Source organism: Meridianimarinicoccus marinus, from assembly GCF_040689105.1.
Lineage (GTDB): Bacteria > Pseudomonadota > Alphaproteobacteria > Rhodobacterales > Rhodobacteraceae > Meridianimarinicoccus > Meridianimarinicoccus marinus.
The window spans coordinates 89165-103473 of sequence record NZ_JBFBVU010000004.1 but is presented as its reverse complement, the minus strand read 5'-3'; the positions used below and the strand labels follow the sequence as shown (position 1 = coordinate 103473).

Here is a 14309-nt window from a genome sequence, read left to right as displayed (position 1 = left end):
CATGGCGCTGAGCCGCCGCAGCGGACGTCGGTTCGAGGCCAACATCTGGCCCGGCTTCGTCGATGCGATGACGGCGCTGCTGCTGGTGCTGATCTTCGTGCTGACCATTTTCATGGTGGTGCAGTCGATCCAGACCGAAACCATCACCGGGCAGGAAAGCCAGCTTGACCGGCTGTCGCGAGAACTGGACCAACTGGCCGTTGCTCTGGGAACCGAGCAGCAGCGCAGTTTCGCGCTGGAGGAAGACCTTGCCGAGCTGGGACTGGAGTTGCAGGAGGCCGAGACCAACGAGGAATTCCAGGCCCGGCTGATCGACACGCTGTCCACGGAAATCGAACGGCGCAACAGCGTCATCGCGCAGGCGCGTTCGGCGATATCCGACTACGAGGCGCAGGTGGCCGCGCTGCTTGCCGATCGCGCCTCGGATCAACAGCGCATCGGGGATCTGGAAGGCGAGGTTGACGCGCTGGATGACCGCCGCGATGCGCTGGAACTGGCACTGGCCGCCGCCCGGCAAGAGGTCGACGCCGGAGAGGAAGCCGCCCGTCTGGCCGCGGCCCGGCGCGAGGCGCTGGAGGCCCTGGTCGCCGATCTGCGCCGCGAGACCGAGGATACGGCCGTACAACTGGAGCTGACCGAAGCGCAGCGGGCCGCCCTGGCTGAAGATCTGGCCGAAACGCAAACCGCCCTGAGTGAAGAAGAAGCCGCCCGTCTGGCCGAGGTCGCGGCGGCCGAGGCGCTGCGGGAGCGGCTGCGCAACTCGGACGCGGAACTGACCGCCATGACCCTGTCGCTGGAGGCGCAGCGCAAGGAGGCGGAAGAGACCCTGACCCTTCTGGCCGCCGCTCGGGAAGCCCGCGACGATCTTGAGGCGCAGCTTGCCGCTGCCCTGCTGCAGGGGCAGGAGAATGCCGGGGCGCTGGACACCGCCGAGGCGGCGCTGGAGGCGCTGCGCGCCGAACTGGACCGGGCTGGCGAAAGCCAGGAGGATCTGCGCGACAAGCTGGCCGCTGCTCTGGCGGCGCGGGCCGTGGCGGAAGCCGGGGCCGAGGCGCTGCTCAGCGAGACCGAACGTCAGGCACGGTTGCTGGCGCAGGCGCGTGGCCAGATCACCGAGATGGAAGAGGTCTCGACTGCGGATCAGCGGCGTTTGGCCTTGCTGAACGCCCAGTTGACCGGCCTTCAGGATCAATTGGGCAATCTGCAGGCGCTTCTGGATGACGCCGAGGCGCGCGACAGCGCCGCGCAGATCCAATTGGAAAACCTGGGCGGGCGTCTGAACGCGGCGCTGGCGCAGGCCGCCACCGAGGCCAAACGGGCCAAAGCCGAGGCCCTGCGCGCGGCGCAACTGGAAGCGGCAGAGCGGGCGCGGGTCGAGGCCGAGAAGAAAGAGCTTGAGAACTACCGGTCCGAGTTCTTCGGCCTTCTGAAGGATCTGTTGGGGGATCAGGAAGGCGTCCGGGTTGTCGGGGATCGCTTCGTGTTCTCGTCCGAGGTGCTGTTTGCCTCCGGCTCGGCGGTACTGTCCACCGAGGGGCGTGGCGAGATTGCCAAGATCGCCCAACTGCTGCAGGACGTGGCCGCGATCATCCCGCCCGAAATCAACTGGGTGATCCGGGTCGATGGGCACACCGACAACATCCCGATTTCGGGCGGCAGCTATCAGGACAACTGGGAACTGAGCCAGGCGCGGGCGCTGTCGGTGGTGCGCTTCATGGTCGATGCCTTCGGGTTTCCGCCCCAGCGCCTGGCCGCCACCGGGTTCGGCGAATACCAGCCCGTCGATCCGCGCGACACGCCCGAGGCGCGGGCGCGCAACCGGCGGATCGAGTTGAAGCTGACAGAGCGGTAGGTGACCCCCGTCAGTGCGACCCAATTGGTCGCCCACCCGATGACCCGAACCTGTCCCCCGCAATGAAAAACCCCCGCGCGATGGCGGGGGTTTTTGTGTCGAAGGGCAACTTGGATCAGTCAGCAGTCAGCAGAGGCGGGCGCTTGTTGTTGGACAGGCGCGCTCTTTCCGGCGGCTCGCTGGTCAGTTTCAGCGCGCCGTCTTCCACCGTCACATGGACCACGCCGCCCTTGGCCAGCTTGCCGAAGAGCAGTTCCTCGGCCAGCGGCTTCTTGATGTATTCCTGGATCACGCGGCCCAGCGGGCGGGCGCCCATCTTGTCGTCATAGCCTTTCTCGGCCAGCCATGCGGTTGCCGCCGGAGACAGCTCGATGGTGACATTGCGATCCATGAGCTGAGCTTCAAGCTGCAGCACGAACTTCTCGACCACCTGCAGGATGACCTCCTGCGGCAGCGGACGGAAGCTGATCACCGCATCCAGCCGGTTGCGGAATTCCGGCGTGAAGGTGCGTTCGATGGCGGCGGTATCCTCGCCCTCGCGCCGGTCGCGGCCGAAACCGATGGCGGCCTTGGCCTGTTCGGCGGCCCCGGCGTTCGAGGTCATGATCAGGATCACGTTCGAAAAATCCACCTGCCGGCCGTTGTGGTCGGTCAGCTTGCCGTGGTCCATCACCTGCAGAAGGATGTTGTAGACATCCGGGTGCGCCTTCTCGATCTCGTCCAGCAGCAGCACGCAATGCGGGTGCTGGTCGATGCCGTCGGTCAGCATGCCGCCCTGGTCGAAGCCGACATAGCCCGGCGGGGCACCGATCAGGCGGCTGACCGCATGCTTCTCCATGTATTCCGACATGTCGAAACGCAGCAGTTCGACGCCCAGGCTGTCGGCCAGTTGCCGCGCGACCTCGGTCTTGCCGACGCCGGTGGGGCCGGCGAACAGGTAGTTGCCGATGGGTTTCTCGGGCTCGCGCAGACCGGCACGGGCCAGCTTGATCGCCGAGGAAAGGGCCACGATGGCCTCGTCCTGACCGAAGACCACGCGCTTGAGGGTGGTTTCCAGATCGCGCAACACCTCGGCATCGTCCTTCGAGACGTTCTTGGGCGGGATGCGGGCGATCTTGGCAACGACGGCCTCGATCTCTTTCGCGCCGATGGTCTTTCGGCGGCGGCTTTCGGCGACCAGATGCTGGGCGGCACCAGCCTCGTCGATCACGTCGATGGCCTTGTCCGGCAGTTTCCGGTCGTTGATGTAGCGCGCCGAAAGTTCTACCGCGGTGCGGATCGCATCGCTGGTGTATTTGATCTCGTGATGCTCCTCGAAGTAAGGCTTCAGGCCCTTGAGGATCTTCACGGTGTCTTCCACCGAAGGCTCCGACACGTCGATCTTCTGGAACCGGCGGCTCAGCGCGCGGTCCTTTTCAAAATGCTGGCGGAATTCCTTGTAGGTGGTGGAGCCCATGCAGCGCAGCTTGCCGCCCTGCAGCGCCGGTTTCAGCAGGTTGGAGGCATCCATCGCGCCACCCGAAGTGGCGCCGGCGCCGATCACCGTATGGATCTCGTCGATGAACAGCACCGCGTCGGGATGGTCTTCCAGTTCCGACACCACCGCCTTGAGCCGTTCCTCGAAATCGCCGCGATAGCGTGTGCCGGCCAGCAGCGCCCCCATGTCGAGCGAATAGATGGTGGCGCCGGACAGCACTTCGGGGGTTTCGCCCTGCACGATCTTGCGCGCCAGCCCCTCGGCGATGGCGGTCTTGCCGACGCCAGGGTCGCCCACCAGCAGCGGGTTGTTCTTGCGGCGGCGGCAGAGCACCTGGATGCACCGTTCGACCTCCTGTTCGCGGCCGATCAGCGGATCGACATCGCCCTTGGCTGATTTCGCGTTCAGGTCGACGCAGTATTTCGCCAGCGCGGAATCCTTGGCTTCGGCCTCTGGGGCGGCTTGCGCGGCCTCTTCTTCATAGTCGCTGGCCCCTGTCACCGGGCGCGCTTCGCCATAGCTGGGATCCTTGGCGACGCCATGGGCGATGAAATTCACCGCGTCATAGCGGGTCATGTCCTGTTCCTGAAGGAAGAAGGCAGCGTTGCTTTCGCGCTCGGCGAAGATCGCCACCAGCACGTTGGCGCCGGTCACTTCAGTGCGGCCCGAGGACTGCACATGGATCGCGGCGCGCTGGATCACCCGCTGGAACGCGGCGGTGGGCACGGCTTCGGACCCTTCCACATCGGTCACAAGCGAGGTCAGTTCCTCCTCGATGAAGGATTCAAGGGTGGATTTTAGAACATCCAGATCAACGCCGCAGGCCTGCATGACCTTGGCGGCATTGGGTTCGTCGATCAGGGCGAGCAGCAGATGCTCAAGGGTCGCCAGTTCGTGGCGGCGGGTGTTGGCCATGGCCAGTGCCGCATGAATTGCCTGCTCTAGTGTGTTGGAAAACGACGGCACGTGGCGTGCTCCTTTCACATTGGGTCGAAGGGGAACCCGCTTCGACCGTGGGCTCACAGGTTTAAGTTTTGGTTTTCTGACAGCGTCTTCAAGTGTTTTTTCTTCAACCTATTGGCACCGACCTGTGTTTCCGGGCCGTGCGAAGGGCCCTAACCGCCCCCTTAGAAGCGATCCTTGCGGGCGCGAATCTCGGCGAAAACCTCAGTGTTTGTTGCCGTTTCCATCCCCAGTCTGCGGCGGATGTCCGGGTCGTCGGCGCGCAGAAACGGGTTGGTGGCTTTTTCTTCGGCCAAAGTGCTGGGAACCGTGGGATGACCGTCCTTGCGCAGCCGATCCACCTTTTCTGCACGAGCCTTCAGGTCTGGATTGTCCGGATCCACGGTCAGCGCGAAGCGCGCGTTGGCCTGCGTATATTCATGTCCCGAACAGATTTTCGTGTCGTCGGGCAGGGCGGCCATGCGCATCAGGCTGGCGTGCATCTGCGCTGGCGTGCCTTCGAACAGGCGCCCGCAGCCCAGGGCCATCAGGCTGTCACCGGACAGCAGAACGTGGGCGTTGCTGAAAAAATAGGCGATATGCCCGATCGTATGGCCGGAGACATCCAGGATCTGGAGTGTGTCGGTGCCGAACGCCAGCGTATCGCCCGGACTGACGGCAATGTCGAGTCGGGGCAGGCGGCTGGCATCGGCGGCGGCCCCGACGACCCTGGCGCCCGTGGCGGCGCGCAGCGCCTCGACCCCGCCGATGTGATCGTTGTGATGATGGGTCACCAGAATATGGCTCAGCGACCAACCGAGATTTTTCAGCGCGGCCTCGATCGGCGCGGCGTCGGGCACATCCGCCACCGCCGTATCCCCGCTGTCCGCATCGTGAAGGATGTAGGCATAGTTGTCGGACAGACAGGGCACGGTGACGAGTTCAAGGGGCATGGTGTTCCTGCAATGATGCGGTAAGGTTTCCTCGACGCTACGCCCTGCGGATGGAGCTGTGCAATGCATCTTGATGTGCAGGACCTGAAAACCTTCTACTACCGGACCCGTCTGGGCCGGGCAGCCCAACGCGCGATCCGCAACCGGGTTCTGGAAATCTGGCCCGAGGCCAAGGGCCAGACCGTGGCGGGCTTCGGCTTTGCCGTGCCGCTGCTGCGTCCCTATCTGCCGGAGGCGCGGCGGGTGATCGGCCTGATGCCGGGGCCGCAGGGGGTGATGCCCTGGCCCGCGGGGATGCCCAATGTCTCGGTGCTGTGCGAGGACGCGCGCTGGCCGCTGCCCACCGGCATGGTCGACAAGCTGGTGCTGATGCATGGGCTGGAAACCTCGGAAAATCCTTCGGCACTGCTGGACGAATGCAGCCGCGTCCTGGGGCCAGGCGGGCGCATCCTGTTCATCGTTCCGAACCGGGCGGGGATCTGGGCGCGCTCGGATCAGACGCCCTTCGGCTATGGCCGCCCCTACAGCCTGGGCCAACTGGAAGCGCAGATGAAGCGTCACGGGTTCTCGGCCGAGCGCCACGAGGTGGCCCTGTTCCAGCCGCCCTCACACAAGCGGTTCTGGCTGAAGGCCGGGCCGTTCTGCGAGCGGGTGGGGCAAAGCCTGTCCAATCGCTATGCCGGCGGTGTCCTGATGGTCGAGGCCTGCAAGGAAGTCTTCCGCCCCACCGGCAATGCGGTGCGCGACGTGCTGCCCGATCCGATCCGGGTGCTGGGCGGCATGACCCCGGCGCGCCCGGTGGCGACGCGCTCCGCCCCGGACTGACTCGGCGCGGTATTCGAGAATATAATTATGAGAATCAAGGTCTCGAAAACGGGACAGAAGCGGGCAATCGGGCTGGCCGGGAAATGACATGTCTGGTTTACATGCATTGCACAAACCGTCGCACCTGCCCAAACCCCCTTATTTTCTGGCTTTGCACCGTCATCTGAGCCATGTTGCGCTGTTGCCTGCGAATACCTGCTTTGCTACACCCGCGCTGATTTTGACGGCTGCGTGAGCACACGAGCCACAGGCCCCGACCGGTGCCGCCTGCGGGTGAGTTCCGGCCAATGACATCGAAAGGGTGGACGTGTCCGAACCAGCTTCGATCTCCTCAGGCATTGCCGAGCGCTATGCCACTGCCATGTTTGATCTGGCAAAAGAAGAAGGCCAGCTTGCGGCCCTTGAAACCGACGCGGACGCCCTGGGCGCCGCCCTTGGCGAAAGTGCCGAGTTCGGGGCCATGGTGCGGTCGCCGCTGTACGCGCGCCAGGAACAGCAGGATGCCATCGTGGCGCTTGCCGGGAAAATGGGTCTGTCGATTCTGACCAGCAACACGCTGGCCCTGATGGCGTCGAAACGCCGTCTGTTCGTGCTGCCGCAGCTGATCGCCGCCCTGCACGAGATGATCGCCGAGGAAAAAGGCGAAGTGACCGCCGATGTGAAATCGGCAGCCGCGCTGACCGACGCGCAGGCAGCACGCCTTGCAGAAACGCTGAAGGCGAAGATCGGCAAGGATATCAAGATCAAGGCGACCGTGGATGAGAGCCTCATCGGCGGTCTTGTAGTCAAGGTGGGCTCGCGGATGATCGACACGTCGATCGCGGCCAAGCTCGCAAACCTCCAGAATGCAATGAAAGAGGTCGGATAATGGGAATCCAGGCAGCCGAAATCTCTGCGATCCTTAAGGAGCAGATCAAGAACTTCGGACAGGAAGCAGAAGTTGCCGAGGTAGGCCGCGTGCTGAGTGTCGGCGACGGCATCGCGCGCGTTTACGGTCTGGACAATATCCAGGCCGGCGAGATGGTCGAGTTCCCGGGCGGTATCCGCGGGATGGCCCTGAACCTGGAAAGCGACAACGTCGGCGTCGTGATCTTCGGGACAGACCAGGACATCAAGGAAGGCGACACGGTCAAGCGGACCAACGCCATCGTGGACGTCCCTGCAGGCGAAGCTCTGCTGGGCCGCGTTGTCGATGGTCTGGGCAACCCGATTGACGGCAAGGGTGCGATCGAAACCACCGAGCGTCGCGTTGCCGACCAGAAAGCGCCGGGCATCATCCCGCGCAAATCGGTGCACGAACCGATGGCCACCGGCCTGAAGTCGGTTGACGCCATGATCCCGATCGGCCGCGGCCAGCGGGAACTGATCATTGGTGACCGTCAGACCGGCAAGACGGCCGTGGCGCTGGACACCATCCTGAATCAGAAAGTCTACAACGACGCTGCTGGCGACGACGAAAGCAAGAAGCTGTACTGCATCTATGTTGCCGTCGGCCAGAAGCGTTCGACCGTGGCACAGCTGGTGAAGAAGCTGGAAGAAACCGGCGCCATCGACTACACGATCGTCGTCGCCGCCACCGCGTCGGACCCCGCGCCGATGCAGTTCCTGGCGCCTTACGCCGCGACCGCCATGGCGGAATACTTCCGCGACAACGGCCGCCACGCGCTGATCATCTACGATGACCTGTCCAAACAGGCCGTCGCCTACCGCCAGATGTCGCTGCTGCTGCGCCGTCCGCCGGGACGTGAAGCCTATCCGGGCGACGTTTTCTACCTGCACTCCCGCCTGCTTGAGCGGTCTGCCAAGCTGAACGAGGATCACGGTGCCGGCTCGCTGACCGCGCTGCCGATCATCGAAACCCAGGGCGGCGACGTGTCGGCCTTCATTCCGACCAACGTGATCTCGATCACCGACGGCCAGATCTTCCTGGAAACCGAATTGTTCTTCCAGGGCATCCGCCCGGCCGTGAACACCGGTCTGTCGGTGTCGCGTGTGGGCTCTTCGGCCCAGACCGACGCGATGAAATCGGTTGCCGGCCCGGTGAAACTGGAACTTGCGCAGTACCGCGAAATGGCCGCCTTCGCCCAGTTCGGTTCCGACCTGGACGCCGCGACCCAGCGCCTGCTGAACCGGGGTGCCCGTCTGACCGAGCTGATGAAGCAATCCCAGTATTCGCCGCTGACCAACGCGGAAATCGTCTGCGTCATCTTTGCCGGCACCAAGGGTTACCTGGACAAGATCGCGGTCTCTGACGTGGGCCGCTTCGAGCAGGGGCTGCTGGCCTTCCTGCGGAACCAGAAATCGGACCTGCTGGCCGACATCACCGAGAATGACCGCAAGGTCAAAGGTGAGCTGGAAGACAAGATCAAGGCTGCGCTCGACGAATTCGCTGCTAGCTTCGCTTGAGCACCTTGAGGGAGAGCGCACATGCCTAACCTTAAGGATCTCAAAAATCGGATCGAGAGTGTCAAAAGCACTCGCAAGATCACGAAAGCCATGCAGATGGTCGCGGCGGCGAAACTTCGCCGCGCCCAGGAGAGTGCCGAGGCTTCCCGGCCCTACACAGAACGGTTCAACGCCGTTCTGAGTGGGCTGGCGGCGTCGGTCGGCGGCTCCCCGAGTGCGCCGAAACTGCTCAGCGGCACCGGCGCGGACCAGACCCACCTTCTGGTGGTGATGACCTCCGAGCGGGGCCTGTGCGGCGGCTTCAACTCGTCGATCGCCAAACTGGCCCGCACCCATGCGCAAAAGCTGCGCGGGCAGGGCAAGACCGTGAAGATCCTGACCGTCGGCAAGAAGGGCCGCGAGCAGTTGAAGCGCGATCTGGGGGATCTGTTTGTCGCCCATGTTGACCTGAGCCATGTCAAGCGCATCGGCTATGACAACGCCCTGTCGGTGGCCCAGGATCTGCTGTCCCGTTTCGACGGCGGCGAATTCGACGTCTGCACCATCTTCTACGCCCAGTTCGAAAGCGTGGTCAGCCAGGTGCCGACGGCACAGCAGATCATCCCTGCGAGCTTTGAAGAAACCGCGGAAGCGAGCACGCTGTACGATTACGAACCCAGCGAGGAAGGCATCCTGGCCGACCTTCTGCCCCGGGGTGTTGCCACGCAGGTCTTCGCAGCCCTGCTGGAAAACGCCGCCTCGGAGCAGGGCGCGCGGATGTCGGCAATGGACAACGCAACCCGCAACGCTGGCGACATGATCGACAAGCTGACCATCGAGTTCAACCGCTCGCGTCAGGCCGTCATCACCAACGAGCTTATCGAAATCATCTCGGGCGCCGAGGCGCTCTAAAGGAACCGGAGACACGACATGGCACAAGGCAAGGTAGCCCAGGTCATCGGCGCGGTCGTTGACGTCAAGTTCGACGGCGAACTGCCGGCGATTCTGAACGCATTGACCACCGAAAACAATGGCAAGAAACTGGTTCTGGAAGTGGCCCAGCACCTCGGTGAAAACACCGTCCGGACCATCGCGATGGACGCCACCGAAGGTCTGGTTCGCGGCCAGGCGGTCGAGGACAGCGGCGCTCCGATCTCGATCCCGGTTGGCAACGCCACCCTGGGCCGCATCCTGAACGTCATCGGCGAGCCGGTGGACGAAAAAGGACCGGTCACCGCAAGCGAGACCCGCGCCATCCACCAGCCCGCTCCGCAATTCGACGAGCAGTCGACCTCGAGCGACATTCTGGTCACCGGCATCAAGGTGATCGACCTTCTGGCGCCCTACGCCAAGGGCGGCAAGATCGGCCTGTTCGGCGGCGCCGGCGTGGGCAAGACCGTTCTGATCATGGAACTGATCAACAACATCGCAAAGGTGCACTCGGGGTATTCCGTGTTCGCCGGTGTGGGTGAGCGGACCCGTGAAGGCAACGACCTGTATCACGAGATGATCGAATCGAACGTGATCAAGCCGGACAACCTGGAAGAATCGCAGGTGGCCCTGGTGTACGGTCAGATGAACGAGCCTCCGGGAGCACGTGCCCGTGTGGCCCTGACCGGCCTGACCCTGGCCGAGCAGTTCCGCGACCAGTCCGGCACCGACGTTCTGTTCTTCGTGGACAACATCTTCCGCTTCACGCAGGCCGGTTCGGAAGTGTCCGCCCTGCTGGGCCGGATCCCGTCGGCCGTGGGCTACCAGCCGACGCTGGCCACCGACATGGGCGCGATGCAGGAACGCATCACCTCGACCAAAGCCGGTTCGATCACCTCGATCCAGGCCGTCTACGTTCCCGCGGACGACCTGACCGACCCGGCCCCGGCCACCACCTTTGCCCACCTGGACGCCACCACCGTTCTGTCGCGCGCGATCTCGGAACTGGGCATCTACCCGGCCGTGGACCCGCTGGACAGCTCGTCGCGTCTGATGGACCCGGCGGTTCTGGGCCAGGAACACTACGACGTTGCCCGTGAAGTGCAGGGGATCCTCCAGCGCTACAAGTCGCTGCAGGACATCATCGCCATTCTCGGCATGGACGAACTGTCGGAAGAAGACAAACTGACCGTGGCCCGTGCCCGGAAAATCCAGCGCTTCCTGTCGCAGCCTTTCGACGTTGCGAAAGTGTTCACCGGTTCGGACGGTGTTCAGGTTCCGCTGGAAAAGACCATCGAGTCGTTCAAGGCCGTCGTGGCCGGCGAATACGATCATCTGCCCGAGGCCGCCTTCTACATGGTTGGCGACATCGACGAGGTGATCGCCAAGGCCGAGAAGATGGCCGCGGACGCGGCTTAAGGGAACAGGCGCATGGCTGATACCCTACAATTCGACCTTGTGTCGCCCGAGCGGAGCCTGGCTTCGCTCACCGCGACCTCGGTCCAGATCCCGGGCGCCGAAGGTGACCTGACGGCCATGCCGAACCATGCGCCGTTGATCACCACGCTCCGCCCCGGCATCCTCAAGGTAACCGGGCCGGACGGCACCAGCGAATTCGCCGTCACCGGCGGGTTTGCCGAGATCACCGCCGAGGCCACCACGGTTCTGGCCGAGCGGGCCTTCCCCCGCCACGCCGATTCCAAACCGGCGGTCGAGGAACATCTGGAAGCCGCCCGCAGCACCCATGAGGGCGCGTCGGGCGAGCACAAGGACGTGGCCGCCAAGCTGGTCGCCGATCTGGTCAAGCTTCTGGAAGACATGGAATAACGCAGGCCTTCTGCGTGTTCTGAACCCCTCGGATCACATCCGGGGGGTTTTCTTGTGTCTGCAATGCGCTATTTCTCTGACGGATATGGCGCGCCGGTTCGGGCGTGCCCCCGTGTTCAACAGGAAAGATTGCCTTACAGATGCTTCGCCGCCTTCTCGTGATCCTATTTTTCGTCGCGGTCTCGGGTCAGCTCCTGACCGCGCCCGCATTCGCACAGACCCCCGCCGCCCCGGAGGGCGCTGCCGCATCGGCGGATGCCCCGGCCGAGGGCGATGCCGCCCCCGCCGAAGAGGCTCCCGCCGAGGAAGGCCCGACCTTCCCCGAGGGTCTGGACAGCACCGGAATTTCGCTGGAAGAGCTGAAGCTGCGGGTCATTCCCCTGACGGCGGACCAGTTGCAGGTTCTGGCCGATGCCTGGCTGGAGATCGTCCAGCGCCAGACATCGGCGGTCATCGACCAGCAGGTCGCGATCCTTCAGGCCGACGGCGATGCCAGCGACGAGATGCGCGACCGGCTTGCCAAACTGAACACCGAGCGAGGCCATGCCTTCACCCGTTACATCACCGTGGTGGACGGGTTCGAGAAGAAGGGGGGCGACGAGGCCGCCGTGGCGTCGTATCGCGCTTATCGCAACGCGATCCTCGTGGATGAAAAACAGAACGCGGACTGGCAGACGCTGGTCAGTCTCGCGCTCACGTGGGCGCAGGACCGCGAAGGCGGCATCGCTCTTGCGATCCAGGTGGTGACCATCGTCGGCGCGTTCATACTGTTGATGATTGTCAGCCGCACTGTGCGCCGCTTCGTGCGCCGCGCGCTTGGCCGGGTGCCGAACCTGTCGCGGCTGTTGCAGGCCTTCCTTGCGATGGTGGTCTACTGGCTGACCATCGCGGTCGGGCTGATGGTCGTGCTGTCGGCCCTGGGCGTGGACATCACCCCGCTGTTCGCCCTGGTCGGTGGTGCCTCCTTCATCATTGCCTTCGCCTTCCAGGACACGCTGGGCAACCTCGCCGCCGGCCTGATGATCATGTTCAACCGTCCCTTCGACGAGGGCGACTATGTCACCATCGCCGGTATGGGCGGCACGGTGAAATCGGTCTCGGTGGTGTCCACCACCATCAACACGCCGGACAACCAGATCATCGTGATCCCGAACTCGAAGGTCTGGGGCGACGTGATCACCAACACCACCGCTTCGACCACGCGCCGGGTCGATCTGACCTTCGGCATCGGCTACGACGACAGCATTGCCGATGCGCAGGCCATCCTGGAACGGGTGGTGGAAGAGCATCCGCTGGTTCTGAGCGATCCGGCGCCGGTGATCCGGGTCAGCGCGCTGGGAGCCAGCTCGGTGGACTTCATCTGCCGGCCCTGGGTCAACAGCGCGGACTACTGGACGGTCTATTGGGATCTGACCCGTCAGGTCAAAGAGGCGTTTGACGAGGGCGGAATTTCCATTCCCTTCCCGCAGACCGACATGCATCTGCACGTGGCCTCGGGCATGGCACCGGCGCCTTTGCTGGGCGTCGCCCCGGTTGCAGTGGAGGGCGACCACGGGCTTGGCCGGGCCAAGGGTGCGCCGGACTTCAAGTCCGGCGACGAGGGCGCTGACGAGAGCACCGACGACACCTAAACCATGCGCGCGGTCAGCCGGTCACAGGCCCGGCTGACCAGCACGTGCAAGGCCAGCGTCAGGCAGGCCAGCACCACAAGGGCCGCGAACATCAGGTCGATCTTGGCGCGGCCATTGGCCAGCAGCATCAGGTAGCCCAGCCCGTTGCTGGCCCCGACCCATTCTCCGATCACCGCGCCGATGGGCGCATAGACCGCCGCCAGTCGCAGGCCCGAGGCCAGCCCCGGCAGGGCGGCGGGCACGCGGATGCGCCAGAGCCTCTGACGCGGTGTCGCCTGCATGGTCTGGGCCAGATCCAGATAGCCGCGCGGGGTCTGCATCAGCCCGTCGAAGAAGGCCGAGGTGACGGGGAAATAGATGATCAGCACCGCCATCAGCACCTTCGACCACAGCCCATAGCCCAGCCACAGCGTCAGGATCGGCGCCAGCGCGAAGACCGGCAGCGCCTGTGTCAGCACCAGCGCCGGGCGGATCAACCGCCGCGCCAGCCCCGAGGTGGCCAGTTGCAGCGCGGTGACGATCCCCAGCGCCGACCCCAGCACCAGCCCCGCCAGCACTTCGGAGAATGTCACCAGCGCGTGCCAGCCGATCAGCCCGGCGTTGGTCCACAGGGCCTGTGCCACCCGTCCCGGGCCGGGCAGGATGAAGGGCGGCAGATCGGCCAGCGTCACCAGCGCCTGCCACAGCCCCAGCAGCACAGCGGTCACGAACAGGCAATTCAGGATCCGGGCGGCCATGTTACGCCTTCCTGCGCAGGTGTTGCAGAAGCTGTGCCTGCGCCGTCAGCAGGGCGGGGTCGTCCACCGCGCGCAGCGGTGCACCGGGGGGCGTGGGCATCTGCGCAAGCCCATGGGATTCGAGCACGAAGATGCGATGTCCCAGTCGCGCGGCTTCGGCCGGATCATGGGTGACCAGCAGCACGCTGCGCCCGGCCAGCAGGCCGAAGGCCAGATCCTGCATGTCGGCGCGGGTGCGCGCATCCAGCGCCGAGAAGGGCTCGTCCAGAAGCACCACGGGGCGGTCTTCCATCAGTGTGCGGGCCAGCGCCACGCGCTGCCGCTGGCCGCCCGAAAGGGCTGCGGGCCGCTTGTCGGAATGGGCCGTAAGCCCAACGTCAGACAGGAGTTTTTCGGCGCGCGCCCGTTCCGCTTTCTGGCCGCGCAACTCGGCCCCCAGCATCACATTGCCCAGCACGCTGCGCCACGGCAGCAGCAGATCGTCCTGCGCCATATAGGCCAGCTGCGAAGGCGCGAGCGGGCCGCCATTGGCGGTGATCTGGCCAGTGAACGTGGCGCCGGTGTCCAGCCCCGCGATCAGCCGCAGGATGGTGGATTTGCCCACGCCCGAGGGCCCCAGCAGGCAGGTCCAGCCGCCCGGTTCCAGCGTCAGATCCAGCGGGCCGAACAGCGGTGCGCCGCCGATTTCGGCTTGTCCCGACACCCGGATCGCCGGGGCGCTCATGGCGCCAAAACCCGCGTCTGGAAAAC

The 14309-nt window shown here is 64.7% G+C and carries 12 protein-coding genes; 8 read left to right on the top strand and 4 right to left on the bottom strand.

Going from position 1 to position 14309, the window contains the following annotated elements:
• Nucleotide 1: 1 nt before the first annotated feature.
• Nucleotides 2-1852: a peptidoglycan -binding protein gene (locus tag AB0T83_RS05180; protein ID WP_366191985.1), complete on the top strand. Its 1851-nt coding sequence runs from the start codon at nt 2-4 to the stop codon at nt 1850-1852.
• A gap of 115 nt (nt 1853-1967) precedes the next feature.
• Here the strand turns inward: AB0T83_RS05180 and clpA are convergent, their stop codons facing one another.
• Both clpA and gloB read right to left on the bottom strand, forming a co-directional pair.
• Nucleotides 1968-4295 (bottom strand): ATP-dependent Clp protease ATP-binding subunit ClpA, encoded by a 2328-nt coding sequence (gene clpA / locus AB0T83_RS05175; protein ID WP_366191984.1) that lies wholly within the window; start codon nt 4293-4295, stop codon nt 1968-1970.
• Nucleotides 4296-4456: 161 nt separating this feature from the next.
• A complete protein-coding gene (gene gloB / locus AB0T83_RS05170) occupies nt 4457-5224 on the bottom strand; it encodes a hydroxyacylglutathione hydrolase (RefSeq protein ID WP_366191983.1) in 768 nt (255 codons plus the stop codon).
• 63 nt (nt 5225-5287) lie between these two features.
• On the opposite strand from gloB, the gene AB0T83_RS05165 reads away from it, so the two are divergent.
• The 7 genes from AB0T83_RS05165 to AB0T83_RS05135 all read left to right on the top strand — a co-directional run bounded on the left by AB0T83_RS05165 (nt 5288) and on the right by AB0T83_RS05135 (nt 12822).
• Nucleotides 5288-6049, top strand: coding sequence for a class I SAM-dependent methyltransferase (locus AB0T83_RS05165; RefSeq protein WP_366191982.1), 762 nt, complete (start codon nt 5288-5290; stop codon nt 6047-6049).
• A gap of 307 nt (nt 6050-6356) precedes the next feature.
• Entirely contained in the window at nt 6357-6917 is a 561-nt protein-coding gene (locus AB0T83_RS05160) for a F0F1 ATP synthase subunit delta (protein ID WP_366191981.1), read from the top strand.
• Nucleotides 6917-8455, top strand: coding sequence for a F0F1 ATP synthase subunit alpha (atpA, locus tag AB0T83_RS05155; RefSeq protein ID WP_366191980.1), 1539 nt, complete (start codon nt 6917-6919; stop codon nt 8453-8455). Before AB0T83_RS05160 ends, atpA begins: the two co-directional genes overlap by 1 nt.
• 21 nt (nt 8456-8476) lie before the next feature.
• A complete protein-coding gene (locus AB0T83_RS05150; protein ID WP_366191979.1) occupies nt 8477-9346 on the top strand; it encodes a F0F1 ATP synthase subunit gamma in 870 nt (289 codons plus the stop codon).
• 18 nt (nt 9347-9364) lie between these two features.
• On the top strand, nt 9365-10783 hold the full coding sequence (gene atpD / locus AB0T83_RS05145; RefSeq protein WP_366191978.1) for a F0F1 ATP synthase subunit beta: 1419 nt from the start codon (nt 9365-9367) through the stop codon (nt 10781-10783).
• Between the two features lie 12 nt (nt 10784-10795).
• Nucleotides 10796-11191, top strand: a complete 396-nt coding sequence (locus AB0T83_RS05140; protein ID WP_366191977.1) for a F0F1 ATP synthase subunit epsilon — start codon at nt 10796-10798, stop codon at nt 11189-11191.
• Nucleotides 11192-11331: 140 nt separating this feature from the next.
• On the top strand, nt 11332-12822 hold the full coding sequence (locus AB0T83_RS05135) for a mechanosensitive ion channel family protein (protein ID WP_366191976.1): 1491 nt from the start codon (nt 11332-11334) through the stop codon (nt 12820-12822).
• On the opposite strand, the gene AB0T83_RS05130 is transcribed toward AB0T83_RS05135, so the two are convergent.
• Entirely contained in the window at nt 12819-13559 is a 741-nt protein-coding gene (locus AB0T83_RS05130) for an ABC transporter permease (RefSeq protein ID WP_366191975.1), read from the bottom strand. The two genes, AB0T83_RS05135 and AB0T83_RS05130, sit on opposite strands and share 4 nt — an antisense overlap.
• 1 nt (nt 13560) lies before the next feature.
• The gene (locus tag AB0T83_RS05125; protein WP_366191974.1) at nt 13561-14283 is read right to left on the bottom strand and encodes an ABC transporter ATP-binding protein; all 723 of its coding nucleotides are present in this window, start codon (nt 14281-14283) and stop codon (nt 13561-13563) included.
• Nucleotides 14284-14309 lie beyond the last annotated feature (26 nt).